Source organism: Neorhizobium sp. NCHU2750 (assembly GCF_003597675.1).
Lineage (GTDB): Bacteria > Pseudomonadota > Alphaproteobacteria > Rhizobiales > Rhizobiaceae > Neorhizobium.
The window spans coordinates 328273-345810 of sequence record NZ_CP030828.1 but is presented as its reverse complement, the minus strand read 5'-3'; the positions used below and the strand labels follow the sequence as shown (position 1 = coordinate 345810).

Genomic DNA, 17538 nt, shown 5'->3' with positions numbered 1-17538 from the left:
TTTATGCGTCTGTGAAACCATGCGCACTAGCTGTTTGGAAACAGCTTTCCCGGATTGAACAGGTTCTGCGGGTCAAGCATCTTCTTGATCCCTGCCATCAGCATCAGCTTGGTCTGGTCGGCCGTCGCGACCAGAGCGCCGATCCGCTTGGAGCCGACACCGTGCTCGGCAGAAAAGGAACCACCCTTTTCACGAATGTCTTCGTAGAGAATTCCCTCGACAGCCAGCCTGCGGCCCTCGGTCAACCAACTGCCCGGCTTGTTCAAAACGATATGAAGATTGCCGTCGGCGAGATGGCCGAAAACGAAGGGATCGAGATCCTCGCCAAGGCCGGCAAGCTGAGCAAGGGCGCGGTCGAGAAAAGCCTCGATGCCACCGATCGGAATGGAAATGTCGTAAGACGGCGCTCCTGGGAACTGTCGGTACATCAGCGAGGTTTCCTCGCGAAGTCTCCAAAGCTCTTGTTCCTGCACCTGGGTGCTTGCCAGAACCGCCGTCGCTTCCGGGTGCAGATCGACGATCGCCTCATATATATCGCCGATGGCGGCCTGAAGCGAGGCTTCGTCCGCACCGCCGAGGCTGATCACCAGATGGGCCGCGCTGTCCATGTCATAGTCTGTCGCCTGCCAGCCGAAGTGCCCCGAGGTGAAGCGGAAATACCGGCTCCACAGCACTTCGGCAGCTTGCAAGACGCCATTATTGGGTGACTTGGCAAGTCGCATGGCGGTAATGGCAGCGGCCGTCGACGGCAAGCCGATGAGCGCGGTCGCCGTTGCAGCCGGCACAGGATCCAGCTTGATGGCTACCCGAGTAACGATACCGAGCGTACCTTCTGCGCCGATGAACAGATGCTTGAGGTCGTAGCCGGCTGAGTTTTTTACCACCCGCGTCATATCGCTATAGACCGATCCATCCGGCAGGACCGCTTCCAGTCCGAGAATTCGGTGCCGCATGACGCCATTTCGGAACGCCATGACACCACCAGCATTGGTCGACACCATGCCACCGGTCGTCGCGGAACCGCGTGCCGCGAGGTCTATGCCCGGTTCGAGGCGCTGTGCCAGCGCCGCCTCCTGCAAAGACTGCAACGTTGTGCCCGCCTGTACCACGGCAACGGCTTCGATCGGATCGAGCGTTTCGATGACGTTCATCCGCCGCAAGGACAAGACAATGCCCCCGGCTTTCGAAATGCTGCCACCGACAAGACCCGTTCGTCCGCCCTGTGGGACGATGGGAACACTGTGACGGATGCAAGCCTTGACGACCGCAGCCACTTCCTCGGTGCTTCCAGGAGAGACGACCGCGGAGGCGCCGAGATTGTCGGGATGCTCGCCAGGATCGAGGTCGAGAATGGCACTGCCGACGCGAATGTTGCTCGCCCCAATCGCCGCCTCGATCTCGGACAGAAAGACGGGATCGAGGATCGTTGCAGATTCAGCCTCTGACATCACTTTTCACCCGTCATGCCGAGGATACGGCGAAGCGACGCCAGGAAACGATCGTTCTCCTCAGCGGTGCCGATCGTGACACGCACCCACGTCTCATATCCCGCCTCGCGCCAACCCTTGACGATAATGCCGTCGGAAAGCAGTTCCTCTGCCGTCCGGCTGCTTTGCAGGTCTATCTTGAAAAACAGAAAGTTGGTGTGGGAAGGGGCGACAAATACGCCGAGCCCAGTCAGTTCTTTCGCGACGCGCGCGCGTTCCGACTTAGTTCGCTCGACAGCATTTTTCATCCATGCCTGATCGGCCAACGCGGCGACAGCTGCAATCTGGGCTGCTGCATTGACGTTGAACGGTGTCTTAGCTGCAGCGATGATGCGGGCAATTTCCGGATTGGAGCAGGCCGCATATCCAACCCTCAACCCCGCAAGGCCATAGGCCTTGGAAAAGGTCCGCAGAACGACGGTGGAAAGATCGCCGTTGCGGAGCAGCGACATGCCGTCGGCAAGCCCTTCGTCCATAAACTCGAAATAGGCTTCATCCAGCACGAACAGCGTCTGCGGCCGGGTCGCGGCGACCAGCCTCGCGAGCTCATCGCCTGTTAAGGCTGCCCCGACCGGGTTCGACGGCGCGGGCAGGAAAAACAGGGCCGGCGCCTCCGCCAGCGCAGCCTCCAATGCCTCGATGTCGAAACGCATATCCGGCGTCATCGGCACCTTCTTCACGCGGGCACCAGCTGCGAGCGGTTCGATCTCATGCAATCCGAAGCTTGGCGTCACTGTAAGCGCACATGCGCCCGGCACAAGGAAAGCTCGCGAGATGGCCGCAACCATTTCCTCTGATCCATTGCCGATGACGATGGCGTCGGCGGGATGGTCCAGGAAGCGGGAGAGCTCATTGCGAAGCTCGGTGCAGGCAGCATCCGAATAGCGCGATGGATTGAAGCTGGACGAACCCAGAGCTTCCATGACACGAGGCGAGCAGCCGTAAGGGTTCTCATTGCTGGCGAGCGCCGCAATCGTGTCATGCCCGCTCAGCCGACGGGCAAGATCGATATTCATGCCTGCATGATAGACAGGCAGGGCGGATACGTTTGGATTAGGCAGAATACCGGGCTGGGAGGAACTGGCGGACATCAATCATCACTTTCGGATTATGTCTGGACATATGTGCGGCAATGGTCAGGAAGACGCGGCGAGATGGTGAAATCCGCCCTTCCAGTAGAGAAGAGGTTCGGCATCCTGTCGCAGCGTTATCGCCTTTACCCTGCTGATAACGATGGCGTGGGAATACATCTCGATTGCTTCGACGAGTTCGCAATCAAGGGCCGTCAGCGCGTCCTCCAGCACGAACGAACCCGTCTCGATCGTCGACCATTGTGCGTCTTCATATCGGCTGACACCATTGCGCCCACCGTGGCCGGCAAAAGACTGGGCGACATGCTGCTGGTCATGTGCCAGGACATTGACGCAGAAACGGCCATGGCGTTGCAGAACCGGCCATGACGACGAACCTCGGTTCAGGCTGACGATCACGGATGGTTCATCGGCCGACAAAGACGAGACCGAGGTTGCGGTGAAACCGGTACGGTCGTCCCCCTGGCCGACCGTGATGACACTGACCGCGCCGGCGAGATGCCGCATCGAGACCTTGAACGTGTCCTGACTGACAGCGAACGAAGTGGCATCGCTGTCAGATACTATTGTTGTGTTGCTGGGCATCGAAGTTACCTCGACCGACATTTCTACCAGATCCTTCAGGCCAACCGCTTGGCGGGATTGAAGCGATTGAGGGGCATGGACAGCCCAAGGTTCTCGCGCAGGGTCGACCCTTCGTATTCGTCACGAAACAACCCGCGGCGGCGCAATTCGGGAAGAACGAGCTTGACGAAATCATTCAGGCTGGCTGGCAAGGTGGGGAACATCAGGATGAAGCCGTCGGCCGCACGCGTCTCGAACCATTCTTCCATGAAATCGGCGATCTGCGTCGGTGTCCCGGTAATACCATTGCCGGTATGCTTTTCCGCATAGTGACGGATAAGTTCGCCAACCGTCTTCCCGCTCTTCACGAAATCAACAAGCTCGTCGAACAGCGCCCGCGAGCCGCGCGGAGCCTCCGGAAGCCTATCCATCGGGAACGGCTCGTCGAGAGCAACACCCGAGAGATCAGCCTCAAGGAACTCCGACAACATCAGTCGGCCAACATCCGGGTGAAGCTTGTCGATAAGGAAATTCACCTTGGCCTGTGCCTCGGCCTCGGTCTCACCGACGTTGATGACCACGCCGGGCATGATCTTCAGGTCGTTCGGATCGCGGCCATAGGCGGGCATGCGGTCCTTGACGTTCTTGTAGAAGGCGCGATTGCGGTCGATGTTCGAGGCTAGGCTGAACACGACTTCTGCCGTGCGCGCCGCCAGATCCATACCGGCTTCGGAGCCGCCGGCCTGCGCAATAACCGGCCGTCCCTGCGGTGAGCGGGCAATGTTCAGTGGTCCGCGGACCTGAAAATGCTTGCCCTTGTGATTGAGGGTATGGAGCTTGCTCTTGTCGTAATAGACGCCGCTCTCTCGATCGAGAACAAGCGCGTCCGCTTCGAAACTGTCCCAGAGGCCGAAAACGACATCAACGAACTCGGCACCGCGCTCGTAACGCACGGCATGCGGATCAAGCCCTTCCCGATTGAAGTTGTAACCCGTCTCGTTGTGGTCCGATGTCACGACATTCCAGCAAACACGGCCACCGCTCAGATGGTCGATCGACGCGAAAATACGGGCAACATTAAAGGGCTCATAGTAGCTGGTGGAAACTGTCGCCACCAAGCCGAGATTTTCGGTCGTCACGGAAAGTGCGGAAAGCAGCGAAAGAGGCTCGAAACGGTTCATCTTCGTGGGCTGGCGAGCCAGCGCCTCCGGATCACCGATACCGGCCGCCGGCGAATCCGCCATGAACATGAAGTCGAACTTTGCAGCTTCGGAAATCTTGGCGACATTGAGCAGGTGACTGAAGTCGTTTGCACCATTTACATCGCTATCCGGATGTCGCCATGCGGCCGGATGAAACCCAAATGTATAGACGAAAGTTCCAAGCTTTAGTTTATCTTCACGAACCATTTTTTAGTTCCCCGACATACCGATGAATTGGATGCAAGAAGCTTTGCGAAGATGGCCGAAGTAATACGGCCACTTGCAGATCGCGGGCTTCAATATGGAAAACTTAGACAAGGAGATTTAGCCCAACAAGAACGCGTTGCATGCGTTCACTTTTAGTTTTTCTAAAATGTCGCACCCTATTTTCCAACGGGATTTGATAGGGCACGCCTAGCCTGCGGCGTACCTGTTTGCAGGCCGGTCAAGGCCGAGATTTTCACGCAGGGTGGCTCCCGAATATTCCGTCTTGTAGGAACCTCTCTCCTGGAGGATCGGAATAACCTTGTCGACATAATCGTCGAGATTGCCGGGGTAATCGCTCATTGGCAGCATGAAGCCATCGCCGCAGCCGGCCTCGACCCATTGCTCCATGAAGTCGGCCACCTGTTTCGCCGTTCCGCGCATCACACGATTGCCGCGCCGATAGGTGGTGGCGATCTCGCGAAGTGTCTTGCCTTCCTGGATGAGGCTCGAAATCTGGTTGAAATATACGGTATGATGATTTGAGGAGGACGGTATGCGGTCCAGCGGCACCGGTTCATCCAGTGGCAGATCAAGCAGCTTGGCCTCGAGATCCATGCAGAGATACATCACAGAGAGCTCGATCGGCACAAGCGACTGCATATAGTGATACTTGTCCTCGGCATCTTTCTGGGTGTCGCCAATCACCGCGTCAAAGCCGGACAGGATTTTCAACTGGTCGGATGAACGTCCGAAACGGCTCATCCTTCCCTTCAGATCGTCATAGAACTTCTTGGCGGCATCCATGCCCGAACCGGTACCGAAGACGATTTCCGCGGTTCTCGCTGCGAGATCCTTTCCGGCATCTGAGGCACCGGCCTGGATCACGACGGGGTGTCCCTGCGGAGAACGGGCAACGTTCAGCCCGCCAAACACCTTGAAGAATTTCCCTTGATGATCGACCGGATGAAATTTTGTCGGGTCGAACTGGATGGCATTTTCCTTGTCGAAGACGAAAGCATCATCCTCCCACGTATCCCAATAGGACTTCACGACATCGACGCATTCAGCCGCCTTGTCGTAACGCTCCGCATGCGGCGGCAGGCGATCGAGGCCGAAATTGCGCGCAGCGTAGTCGTTGGCCGAGGTCACGACGTTCCACGCCGCCCGCCCCTTGGAGATATGATCCAGTGCGGCGAACTGGCGGGCGATATTGAAGGGCTCGAAGAAACTCGTCGACATCGTGCCCCCAAGGCCGATGTGCTTGGTATGTGTGGCGATCGCCGTCAGTGCGGTAATCGGTTCCAGGCCGTTCTGATAGATCGGTGATTTCGTCCAGATGTCGAGAAATTCGGTGCGCGTGGCCGGGGTATCGGCAATGAAGAAGAGATCGAACAGGCCCTCTTCCAGCCGTTTGGCAGTCCTGATGTAATAGTCGATATCGGTGTCTGCGCCGGCCTGTGCCTGCGGCATGCGCCAGGCGCCCTTGTGGTAGCCATTGGCCTGGAAAAGGCAGCTCAGAACGATCTTCTTCTTGCTCATCTGTCGAAACCTCTGACTGGAAAGGGAATAATGCCTTGGTAGAAGGCAATTCGAACGGCCTGCACGCGCCCGTATGACAACATCTTGCGGGCAGGTTCATGCCTTTGGAGGAGGAGTGGCGCTTGATCCTCCCGGCTTTGGCACGCCAATCTTCAAGACCGCATCACGGCCACCAAAACGCTCGATCATCCGGTGCTGGTCGTCGAAGGCGAGCGCGTTGGTCGCATCCGGATCGCAGATCTTTGCGAGTTCCTGCTGCATCAGGTGAATGACGCCGGAATGAGCCGGATCGCCGGCCAGATCCGTCAGTTCTTCCGGGTCGTCTTCAAGGTCGAACAATTCCGGATCGAAACCGACATAATGGTGATATTTGCAGCGCCCCTTCCGGATCATGAAGGCGCCGGACACTGAACCTGCGGCATGAAATTCGCTGAAGGCCACACGATCCGGATCGTCTTCGCTCTGGGCAAGACCGATCAACGATGCCGTGGGCGAGCCTTCAAGTCCGCCGCCGAAATAGGATGCGATCGTCGAAGAAAGATCAATCAGATTGACTGGTGTTTGGCAAACGCCGGCAGGTATACCCGGCCCCGCAATGATCATCGGTATCGACACGCTCTCTTCATAGAGAGCCGACTTGCCCCAAAGCCCGCGCGCACCGAGATTCTCGCCATGGTCAGATGTATAGGCGACCGTCGTAGTCTCTATCAGTCCGGTACGTTCCAGCGTGTCGAGGATCTTCCCGACATTATGATCGAGCCAGCTGCAAAGACCGTAATAGCTGGCCATGGCCGTCAGCCGGTCATCCGGTGTCTGGAAATCGGCCTCGCTGTCAAACTGTGCCGTGCGCTTCTTGACCCATGGGTGCTGCACATAACTGTCCTTGGGATTGAGCTTCGTCGGCGGCAAGGCAGTGTGCGGATAAAGGTCGTAGAATTCCTGCGGAGTAACCAATGGAAAGTGGGGGGCAACAAGGCCAACATACAGGCACCACGGCCGGTCATCCCCCGCGGCTGCCTGTTGCTCTAGCCACGCCACCGCCCGCTCCGAGATAGCAGCATCATAATCGGTGTAGCTGCTCGTGCCCGGGCCGATATAATCACCGAGCATGTTCTTGAATCCGGTGAGCCGATGTTCTTCGTCACGGACCAAAGCCCAGACCATGCCCACGCCGTTCGCAACCATCATCGGGATATGTTCGGCATCGAAGCCGTTCGAATCCTCCGTAGACCGATAATGAAGCTTGCCGATCGACTCGACTGCGACACCCTCGTTTTGCAGCGCATGGCCCCAGGTCGGGATCGAGCCATCATAGGGCATGGCATTGTCCCACATCCGGTTCTGATGCGTGTATTTTCCGGTCGCGAAGCTTGCTCGCGCAGGAACACAGATCGGCGACGGCGTGTATGCCTTCGAAAACCGCGTTCCTCTCGCCGCCAGACGGTCGAGATTGGGCGTTTGTACGAAGGGATGCCCGGCGCAGCCCATCGCCCTGGATTGATGCTCGTCTGACATGATGACGAGAAAATTCCTGGCTTTGTTCATGGCGAGATCCTGAGCGTAAGACGACCTAGGCAGGAAGTTGAGATACAGGCGATGTCAGCCGCCCAGCGGCCGCCTTGAGGCACCCCAAGAGCGCGGCCGTTGGCCTCCCGCCTTCCTCGGACAAATAACCTTTCGCGACATCGCGATGATCTGCGCAAACAATCGACGAGCGCTGCACCAACTTGCCGGAAAACATCGTCGACCTGATTGCCGTTCATCAACAAGACGCCTTCTCCAAGCGCGAGAAAATGATAATGCAGGTCGATAAAGTATATACAATTCAGCCAGGCGCAAGCGCCAAATTGCCTGCGATGGGTCCGGAATGTCACGAAGCGCGTACGGAAGGAAAACTCTTGCGCGCGCGAGCAAATACCTTCCCGTCAAAAGATATACGCGCTTGTACCCTATCGGCCTCAGGTTGCCGAAGAGCTTCTCGATCTTGCAAAACAGATCGCGAACAAGGGTGATGAAGCGATCTCTGGCACTCGCAGGCTCATAATCCTGCTCAATACCAAAGGCTGAGCAGGAGATGCGCGAGACTTTTCGCCATGCTGGGGGTTCGAAATCTCAGGGCCGCCTAAAACTCATCAATGCAGCGCTGATCAAGCCGCACTTGCGTCGGGGATGACACCAATTCGGCATGGCCTAAGGGCAGACAGAAGGCCCAGGTCTCAATGATTTCCTGTGCAAGGTTGCCTATACAGCGAGAAACCCACCATCGACATTGATCACCGCACCGTTGACCATCGCCGTATCAGGTGACAACAACATCGCGATGGTTCGTGCCACATCATCAACCTCAGCGAAACGACCGATCGGGTGACGCACCATCATCGGTTCGGACTTGGCCGGATCGCTCCAGGCGGCAAGCGCAAGTTCGGTCAGAGTGATCGTCGGCGCAACGGCGTTGACGCGGATACCGTGCGGCCCGAATTCCTTGGCCAGCACCCGCGTAGCACCTTCCAGCCCGGCCTTCGAAGCCGCATAGCAGAGGTGCTCGGCAAAGCCGCGATGGCCGGCGATGGACGTAATGTTGACGATCGCGCCGCCCCCCCCTGCAGCGACGCGCGCACGCCCGAATTCCTGGCAGGTGATCAGCGCGGCACGCAGATTGATGCCCATCACCGCCTCGTAGCCGGCTTCGGTCATGTCGAAGCTCGACTCCAGCACATTGATACCGGCACTATTGATCAGATAGTCGGCAGTCCCTGCCTCCGCCATCGCCTTGCGCGTCGCGGCGGGGTCGGAAAGATCGACCTGGATCGAGCGGCCACCGATCTCCTCATGAAGGCTCTCCAAGTCGGCCTTCGTGCGCGTCAGCGCTATAACTTCGGCGCCGCGCGCTGCCATGACCTGTGCACAGGCCCGGCCGATCCCCTTGCCCGCTCCCGTGATGATGACGGATTGCCCCGAAAACTGCATTCTCTTTCCTCCCGAGGACGAACCTCTGATGTTGCTGTTCAAGAAACTGCTGCCGCAAGCAGCGGTTCGATATCGTTACGAATGTCGCGGGCAAGCGCCTGCGTCTTGAGAAAAGCCTGATAACGGCTGTCGTGAAGGGCACGGATCGCACCGGTGGCGGGCTCGGCACGTCCTGCCACGGCAGACATCGAAGGCATCGCCGATTGCAGATCCGGATAGGCACCCGAGGCAACAGCCGCCAGCATTGCAGATCCCAGCAGCACCGGCTCTGGGCAATCGGTCACTTCCACCGGAGTTCCCGTTGTATCCGCCAGCAACTGGCGGGTCAGCGGATGCGTGCCGGCACCGCCCGATACCGAGATCGTCGAAATGGTGACGCCGTTATCCGCCTGTGTATCAATGATCTGTCTCAGACCGTATCCGAGACCGCACAAGCCGGCGATATAAAGTGCAACGAGACTGTCAATCCCGGCTTCCATTCCGAGCCCCATCACCACCGCGCGTGCCGCGGGGTCGGCGAAGGGCGCGCGATTGCCGAGGAATTCCGGCACGACCATCATCTGGCCTGCCAGAAGAACGGCTGCAGATGCATTTTCGGCAGAAGACAGAGCCCGCTGCGCCAGCCATTGCGGCAAGCCCAATTTTTCGCGCGCGGCCTCTTCGCGCGCCTCCTGCACGGCGGGATGGAGGCCAAGCAGCCGGTCGATTGCAGCCCCGGCCGCGGATTGGCCACCTTCGTTGAGCCACATGCCGGGCACCATCGCCGAATAATAGGGTCCCCAGACGCCCGGCACGAATTTCGGTTCGGCCGTCGTCGTCATCGTGCAGGACGATGTACCGAATACATAACCAAGGCAGGCGGCCGCATCCTCGGTTCCGCCACGCGCGGCAACGGTCCCGACCCCGCCAGCATGGGCGTCGATCAACCCGGCGCCGACCGCAATCCCGGTCTTCAGGTTCATCTCGGCCGCAGCCTCAGGACGGAGCCCCTGTCCAACCGGCGTCGCCGGATGCACGACATTCGCTCCGATGCGGCGGAAACCTTCATCCGCGAGATCGCCCAGGCCGATCTGTCGGAAATAGCCCTCGTCCCATCGATCTTCATGCGCGAGATAGGTCCATTTGCATGTCACCGTGCAGGAGGATCGGTCGAGCGAACCGGTCGCCTTCCAGGTGAGGAAATCGGTCAGGTCGAAGAAATTCTCTGCACTATCATAGACCGCCGGCATGTTCTCGCGCAGCCAGAGCAGTTTCGGAGTTTCCATTTCCGGCGAAATGATACCGCCGACATAGGAGAGCACGGGATGGTGGGTGGCGTTGATCCGTTGCGCCTGTCCGATCGCCCTATGGTCCATCCAGACGATGACGTCACGCTCGGGATGTCGGGGATCCCCCACGCCGGCCACGGCACCCTGAACCACCAGTGAGCAGGTCGCGTCGAAGCCGAGACCCACAATCGCGGAAGGATCTATAGCGCTCGCAGAAACAGCATCGCGCACTGCTGCGCATACCGAAGCCCAAATCTGCGCGCTCGACTGCTCCACATGTCCATGGTCGTCGCGGAAGATGAGAAGATCGTGCTTGGCCGAGGCCAGCATGGCGCCGCTCCGATCGAATACGCCCGCCCGCGCCGACCCCGTACCCACATCCACGCCGATAAAATAGGTTTCCATGTCACCCTTCCGGTATGCTTCGGACCGCCGCATCGCACCCGGCGGGCGCGAACGCGGCGATCGCTCATCTTAACCTGTCAGACGCGATCGAAATTCGTCGGCAGGACCAGCATGTCGCGGATCGTGACGTTACGATTGCGCGTCAGGATATATTCGACAGCATCGGCGACTTCGCTCGGGTCGATCAGGCTGCCGGATTCCTTGGCCTTGCGCAGGTTTTCCTCCGGCCAGTCGGCGAGGAGTGCCGAAACCACCGGGCCGGGCGAGACCTGGGCGACGCGCACGCCATGCGGGATCATCTGCCGGCGCATGGTCTGAACGAAGCAGGTGACGGCCCATTTCGAACCGGCATAGACGGGCTCCCAATAGGTGGGGAAATGCCCGGCGATCGAGCATGTCACGATGATATCGCCCGTCTTTCGCTCGCTCATGTGAGGCACGACCGCATGGACGTTCTTCATCACTGCGTTGACGTTGAGATTGAGCATCTTGTCGATCGCCTCAGCCGTCGTGTCCGCCAGATCGCCGCCGATATAGGTTCCGGCATTGCAATAGAGGATGTCTATATGGCCGACTTTTGCCAGGATTTCCGGCACCATCGCGGCACAGCTTTCGGCGTCGAGGAGGTTGGTCACCTGAGCGACGGCATTTTTTCCAAACTTGGCGACAAGCTCGTTCAATGCCTTCTCGTTCCAGTCGACCATGACCACCGTGCAGCCGTTGGCGAGCAGTTTTTCGGTGGTCGCAAGACCGATCCCCGAAGCTGCGCCCGTGATGACGGCAATCTTGCCTTCCAGCGATTGAGACATGCATTTTCTCCTGATTTTTGTGAGACGAGAATAGGGTTCGTTCAGCGCCACTCGCGGGCGATGTAGATGGCAAGAAGAATGATGAAGCCGCGGATGATGTCCTGCAGGTACGGGTTGATACCCATGAGGTTGAGGCCGTTATTCAGGATGCCGAGCAGGATGGCACCGATCAGCGTACCGATGATCAGCCCCCGGCCGCCGGCGATCGCCGTGCCGCCGAGAACCACGGCAGCAATGGCATCGAGCTCGAAGCCCACGCCGGCATTGGGCTGGCCGGACATCAGGCGCCCCGTCAGGATGATTGCGGCCAATCCCGAGGTGAGGCCGGAAATCGCATAGACAGCAAGCTTGATCCGCCCGGTCTTCACGCCCGAAAGTCTTGCTGCCATCTCGTTGCCGCCGATCGCATAAACATGACGGCCGAAGGGGGTTCGCTCCAGAAGCAACCATGCCAGCGCGTAGATGATGACCATTGCGATGACCGGCACGGGGATGATGCCGATCCGGCCAATGCCGAACCAGGAGATCCACGACGGCAGGCCGGAAATCGGGTAACCGCCGGAATAGATCAGGCCGGCGCCGCGAGCGATGCCCATCGTGGCAAGTGTCACGATGATCGCCGGCATGCGCCCCCATGCGACGAGAAGGCCGTTGAAGAGCCCGAGCCCGATCGCAATGATCACGCTGGCCAGAAGCGCAGCAGCGCCCGGCATGCCGAAATTCACCGTCAGACCTGCAGCCATCGTGCCCGCCAGGGCCATAACCGCGCCGACGGAGAGATCGATGCCACCCGTCAGGATCACAAAAGTCATGCCGACTGCCAGAATGGCGACGATCGAGACCTGCCTCAGCACATTGAGGATGTTGGACACCGAGAAGAAGTTGTCAGAGGCAAAGCCCATCAGGATCGAGACAACGATCAGGCCCGCCAGAGGCAGTGCCAGAGGCGAGTGAATGATCGACTTCCAGATTGGTGTGGCGGACGTTTCCGCGCCTGCACCGGTTATAGCTTCCGCATCATGCGACATGTCTTGTCCTCCCGGTTGTTGCATGGGTCATGATTTCTTCCGAAGTGACCGCGGCACCTTCTACGGTCGCCACGATGCCGCCGGAGCGGAAGACGCAGACCCGATCGGACATGCCGACGACTTCCGGCAGTTCCGATGAAATCATGATGATGGAGTAGCCCTGCCCCGTGAATTCGCGCATGAGCTGATAAATTTCGGTCTTTGCCCCGACGTCGATACCGCGCGTGGGCTCGTCGAAGATCAGCACCTTCATGTTGTGATTGAGCCAGCGGGCGATCACGACCTTCTGCTGGTTGCCGCCGGATAGCGTATCAACCCGCGTATGAGGACTTTGCGCCTTGACGCGAACCTTCTGCATGGCAATCCGCGTATCTTCCAGCTCCCTGCTGCGATTGATGAACAGATGGCCGAAGAGATATTTGTCGTAATTGTTGAGCGAGACGTTCTGGAGGATCGGGAAGCTGGTGATCAGGCCCTGTTCCTTGCGGCTCTCGGGCAGCAAACCTATTCCCGCAGCGAGGGCGTCGGATGGATCGCGGAAACGTATCGACACCCCGTTCATCGAGACTTTGCAGCTTGCGGCCGGGTAGGCCCCGAGCATGGCAAGGACCGTTTCCGTCCGCCCGGAGCCGACGAGGCCCGCAAATCCAAGGATCTCCCCGGCACGAAGCTTGAAATTCGATACCGGGCCACCCTTGGCAAGCTGGACCTCCGAGACGTCCAGAACGGTCGCGGCCTCGGCCGGGATCACGGGCTTCGGAGGAAAGCTGTTCTCGATCCGACGCCCGACCATCATCTCGACGAGCTGCGCCTGATCGACCTCGACGACATCACAGGAGCCGACAAATTCGCCGTCCCGCAGCACAGTGATGCGGTCGCAGATCTCGAAGATCTCCTCTAGGTGATGCGAAATGAAGATGATCGCCACGCCCTGGCTGCGCAGGCTCCGCATCACGGCGAACAGATGCTCTACCTCGGCAGGCGTCAGCGTCGCCGTCGGCTCGTCGAGAACCAGGATACGGGCGTTGAGTGCCAGCGCCTTGGCGATCTCGACGAACTGCTGTTCGGCGACCGAAAGGTTGCGGACCGGCACATCGAGAGGGATGTGGATGCCCAATTGGGCGATTATCTCGGCGGCGCGCTTTCGCATGGCCGCGCGCTTCATGAAACCCAAGCCATTGCGCAATTCGCGGGCCAGAAACATGTTCTCGACCGCATTCAGATACGGGATCAGCGAGAATTCCTGAAAGACAACACCGATACCATTGTCGATTGCCTCGTTATAATCGCTGAAATGCATCAGCTCGCCGTTGATCCGGATCTCGCCTTCACTCGGCGCCAGGATCCCGCACAGGATCTTCATCAGCGTCGACTTCCCGGCACCGTTCTCGCCCAGAAGCGCATGCACCTCGCCGGCGCGGACGTTGAGATCGACGCCGTGCAGAACTTTGATCTTGCCAAAGCTCTTCTTTATGCCGCTCAGTTCAAGCATCGGTTCCTCCCGCTTTTCTGTTGGAAATGTCGCCCCCGCCTTTCGGCGAGGGCGCTCGGGAGGCGCTTACCAGCTGAAGCCGGCAGCGTTTTCCTTTGTAACGGGGCGAACGTCGATCGGCACTTCCTTCGGCACCACGCGGGCACCCCACTTCTGGGCGAGCGCCATGGCGAGGCCGACCCGCACCTGATCGCGCGGGAACTGGGCAGTGGTCTCGATGAAGGGCGTGCCGTCGGCGATCGCCTTCACCGCTTCGGGAGCGCCGTCGACCGAGGTCAGCTTGACATCGCGGCCCGAGCCCTGAATTGCAGCCAGAGCGCCCATCGCACCACCGTCGTTGACGGAGAAGATGCCCTTGAGGTTGGGATGCGACTGCAACATGTTTTCGACGACGCCAAGCGCGACCGAGCGATCCTGGCGACCGTTCTGGGTGTCGACCAGCTTGATGCCCTTGAATTCGGTGAGGGCTTGTTTGCAACCTTCGACACGCTGCAGGATCGGAACGACTGGAATACCGTCCAGAATAGCCACTTCGCCCTCACCGTTCAGCGACTTGGCAAGCGCCTGGCACGACTGATACCCGGCGTCCTTGTTCTTTGAACCGACGAAAGTGTCGACCGGACCGCTGGCATTGGCGTCGACGGCGACGACGATCACGCCCTGCGCCTTGGCCGCGTTGACGGCAGCCTCGACACCTGCGGAATCGGTCGGGTTGAGAAGCAGGATATCGATCTTCTGCTGCAGCATATCTTCGACGTCGGAAATCTGCTTGGCGACATCGTGCCCGGCATCCGTAACAACGACGTCCGCGCCGATCGACTTGGCAGCCTGATCGAGCGCTTCCTTCATCGAGACGAAGTAAGGGTTGTTCATTTCCTGGAACGTCATGCCGATCTTCAGCTTGCCGCCGTCCTGCGCAAGCGCGGAACTCGCGGCGAGCGAGGCAACGGCGATTGCCAATGCGGTCAGTGTCTTCTTCATCTCAGTCTTCCTCCCTGTGGACGACGACAGGCAACGCCTGTCCGTTTCCGGCAAGCACCATGCCCGCCGAATGGCTCCTCCCCCGAATGGGGAATTCAGTGATTTCCTCTATTCGGCGGCTTTGAACGCTCCGTTGGCCGCAAAAGTCGCGCGGAATTGCGAGGGCGACATTCCCTTCATCTTCTGGAAATGCCGGTTGAAATTCGAAAGATTAGAGAAGCCGATCTCGTAGCAGATCTCGGCGATCTTCACCTCGGGTCTGGTCAGCAGTGCAAGGCAAGCCAGATCGACACGAAGCTGGTTCTTGTAACGGACGAGCGTCGTGCCCGTATGGCGCTTGAAGGCGCGCGAAAACGAACTCGAACTGTGCCCGACCATGTTTGCCAGATCACGCTCGTCGATATCGTCGGTCAGATGCTCGCGCAGATGAGCGATCGCCCGATTGATGCCGCTATCGTTGATATTGGAGAGGTCGAGCTCGTAGCTGAGGCTTGCCAGCACTTCCGGTTCCGGCGCCGTTGCCAGCACATCGAGGATTTCCCAGAAAAGCGCCAGACGCCGCAGCCCGCGCGTCTCGATCAGTTCCTCGATAAGCGGCTTGACCACCGCGCTTGTCGCATTGTCGAACAGGAGGCCTCGATGGCTGCGATCCAGGAGCGGCGTGATCGCCTCCATCTCGGCCATGGAAGAGGTGCAATCCTCGACGAACTTCGGGGGAAACTGAATGACAAGCGAGCGGGCGGGCACGAACTCGTCCGGCGCAATGTCTGAAATCCAGTTCTGCGGCAGGTTGGGACCCGTCATGATCAATTGGCCCGGCGAGAACTGGCCGATGTGATCGCCGATATAAAAGCGACCCGACGTCGCAACGACCAGATGGATTTCGTATTCGGGATGATAGTGCCAGCGGACGGTACGGAACGGGTAGCCATGCATCCAGGCTGCGAAGGATTCGCCCTTGCGGATATGGACCAATTCCAGATCAGGTTGCACCGCGTCTTCTCCCACCGAGCGCACACTTTAGAAGGTAAAATCTGCAAACCTCCAATTTGCAAATTTGACCGTTGCCAAGATCATAACCACTGAATTTGCGGGCTATCTACCTCAGACCACGAATTAAACTGATACTTTTTTGACGTTGACGCTGTTGTGATTGCTCCTTCTGCATAAGTTCAAAAGGAAGGTCTTCAAGCGCAAAATGACGGGAATAGCTGTGATAAGAGCGGCAGCAGCCGGATATCCGAGGAACCTCAAAACGTGTTCAAACGGAACAAAGATCCCAGCACGAAGGCAAGCCGACGGGACCTTTCCGGTCGCCAAATTATAAAAAAGCCGGCGACAATTTATGCCCGATTCGTTCCCGCCAGCTCCCGCACCATGACCCGCAGAGTAGGGAGTTACAAAACTGCAGCCTTATCCAACCCAGCCAGTTCGAGCATTGTTGTTTGCGCATAGCCCGTGCTCGCGCGGCAGCAGTTCGCGCATCGCTTTCCTTTACGGGCAAAAACCTGCGTGGAGGCCCGAATCAGGCACATAAATTCTGCCAATGGTTGCTTGCTGCAGGTTGCATCCGGGACTAAAAGATGACCGAAACAGGAAGGCTTTCGACGTTGCGCCGATGGGAGGGGCATCGGCCGGGATAGGATTGCAATGCTCGTACCATTCCTCATCATGTTCCGCGAAGGGGTCGAGGCGGCCCTGATCGTTGGTATCATTGCGAGCTACCTGAAGCAGAGCGGCCGTGGCCAGTGGATGCCGATCGTCTGGATCGGCATATTTCTTGCGATCGCTTTGTCCCTTACCGTCGGTGCCGCATTGCAATTCGTGCAGGCTGAATTTCCTCAAAAGATGCAGGAACTGTTCGAGGCGATTATCGGTCTCGTTGCCGTCTGCGTCCTGACCTCGATGGTCTTCTGGATGCGCAAGGCTGCCCGCTCGATCAAGTCCGAGTTGCAGCACTCGGTGGATGCGGCCCTCAGTTCATCGAGCGGGGGCTTGGGTCTTGCCGCCATGGCGTTTCTCGCCGTCGTGCGCGAAGGCCTGGAATCGGTGTTCTTCCTTCTCGCAACATTCCAGCAGTCCGACAGCAGCCTCGCGCCGCTCGGCGCGCTGCTTGGCGTGGCGCTTGCGATCCTTGTCGGTTATGGCATCTATGTCGGCGGATTGAAGCTCGATCTGCGCCGGTTTTTCCGCTGGACGGGGATTTTCATTCTGATCGTCGCCGCGGGCATCCTCGCCAATGCGGTGAAAGCCTTGCATGAAGCCGGGCTGTGGAACGGCCTGCAGACCGTCGTGTTCGATCTCAGCGACAAGCTTCCGCTCGACAGCCCGCTCGGGTCGGCACTCGGCGGTATCTTCGGCTATATCGATGCGCCGACGATCAGCGAGGTCATCGCCTATGTCGCCTATATCGCTCTCGCGCTGTTCTTCTATCTCGCACCGCTCTCCCGTCCGGTAACGGAAAGCTCTCCACAATCGGCCTCCAACCGCTGACGATC

General features: G+C 58.9%; 14 protein-coding genes. 1 reads left to right on the top strand and 13 read right to left on the bottom strand.

From position 1 onward, the window contains the following. Nucleotides 1-26: 26 nt before the first annotated feature. The 13 genes from NCHU2750_RS22300 to NCHU2750_RS22240 all read right to left on the bottom strand — a co-directional run bounded on the left by NCHU2750_RS22300 (nucleotide 27) and on the right by NCHU2750_RS22240 (nucleotide 16033). The gene (locus NCHU2750_RS22300) at nucleotides 27-1448 is read right to left on the bottom strand and encodes an FAD-binding oxidoreductase (RefSeq protein WP_119943955.1); all 1422 of its coding nucleotides are present in this window, start codon (nucleotides 1446-1448) and stop codon (nucleotides 27-29) included. Continuing rightward, the gene (gene hisC / locus NCHU2750_RS22295) at nucleotides 1448-2578 is read right to left on the bottom strand and encodes a histidinol-phosphate transaminase (RefSeq protein ID WP_119943954.1); all 1131 of its coding nucleotides are present in this window, start codon (nucleotides 2576-2578) and stop codon (nucleotides 1448-1450) included. Before hisC ends, NCHU2750_RS22300 begins: the two co-directional genes overlap by 1 nt. Nucleotides 2579-2623: 45 nt before the next feature. Then, entirely contained in the window at nucleotides 2624-3163 is a 540-nt protein-coding gene (locus NCHU2750_RS22290; protein ID WP_119944327.1) for a flavin reductase family protein, read from the bottom strand. A 35-nt stretch (nucleotides 3164-3198) separates the two neighbouring features. Then, entirely contained in the window at nucleotides 3199-4551 is a 1353-nt protein-coding gene (locus tag NCHU2750_RS22285) for an LLM class flavin-dependent oxidoreductase (RefSeq protein ID WP_119943953.1), read from the bottom strand. Nucleotides 4552-4758: 207 nt separating this feature from the next. After that, complete coding sequence (locus NCHU2750_RS22280) at nucleotides 4759-6090, bottom strand: LLM class flavin-dependent oxidoreductase (RefSeq protein ID WP_119943952.1); 1332 nt, start codon at nucleotides 6088-6090, stop codon at nucleotides 4759-4761. Between the two features lie 96 nt (nucleotides 6091-6186). Further along, complete coding sequence (locus tag NCHU2750_RS22275; protein ID WP_119943951.1) at nucleotides 6187-7635, bottom strand: sulfatase family protein; 1449 nt, start codon at nucleotides 7633-7635, stop codon at nucleotides 6187-6189. Between the two features lie 696 nt (nucleotides 7636-8331). Continuing rightward, complete coding sequence (locus NCHU2750_RS22270; RefSeq protein ID WP_119943950.1) at nucleotides 8332-9057, bottom strand: SDR family oxidoreductase; 726 nt, start codon at nucleotides 9055-9057, stop codon at nucleotides 8332-8334. Between the two features lie 38 nt (nucleotides 9058-9095). After that, entirely contained in the window at nucleotides 9096-10730 is a 1635-nt protein-coding gene (locus tag NCHU2750_RS22265) for an FGGY-family carbohydrate kinase (RefSeq protein WP_119943949.1), read from the bottom strand. 77 nt (nucleotides 10731-10807) lie between these two features. Beyond that, nucleotides 10808-11539, bottom strand: a complete 732-nt coding sequence (locus NCHU2750_RS22260; protein ID WP_119943948.1) for an SDR family oxidoreductase — start codon at nucleotides 11537-11539, stop codon at nucleotides 10808-10810. 41 nt (nucleotides 11540-11580) lie between these two features. Beyond that, a complete protein-coding gene (locus NCHU2750_RS22255; protein ID WP_119943947.1) occupies nucleotides 11581-12567 on the bottom strand; it encodes an ABC transporter permease in 987 nt (328 codons plus the stop codon). Beyond that, nucleotides 12557-14059 (bottom strand): sugar ABC transporter ATP-binding protein, encoded by a 1503-nt coding sequence (locus tag NCHU2750_RS22250; RefSeq protein WP_119943946.1) that lies wholly within the window; start codon nucleotides 14057-14059, stop codon nucleotides 12557-12559. The genes NCHU2750_RS22255 and NCHU2750_RS22250 overlap by 11 nt, the downstream gene beginning before the upstream one ends. 66 nt (nucleotides 14060-14125) lie before the next feature. Continuing rightward, nucleotides 14126-15040, bottom strand: coding sequence for an ABC transporter substrate-binding protein (locus NCHU2750_RS22245; RefSeq protein ID WP_119943945.1), 915 nt, complete (start codon nucleotides 15038-15040; stop codon nucleotides 14126-14128). Nucleotides 15041-15148: 108 nt separating this feature from the next. Further along, a complete protein-coding gene (locus tag NCHU2750_RS22240) occupies nucleotides 15149-16033 on the bottom strand; it encodes an AraC family transcriptional regulator (RefSeq protein ID WP_119943944.1) in 885 nt (294 codons plus the stop codon). A gap of 657 nt (nucleotides 16034-16690) precedes the next feature. Here NCHU2750_RS22240 and efeU point away from each other — a divergent pair. Continuing rightward, nucleotides 16691-17533, top strand: coding sequence for an iron uptake transporter permease EfeU (gene efeU, locus NCHU2750_RS22235; protein ID WP_119943943.1), 843 nt, complete (start codon nucleotides 16691-16693; stop codon nucleotides 17531-17533). Nucleotides 17534-17538: the final 5 nt, after the last annotated feature.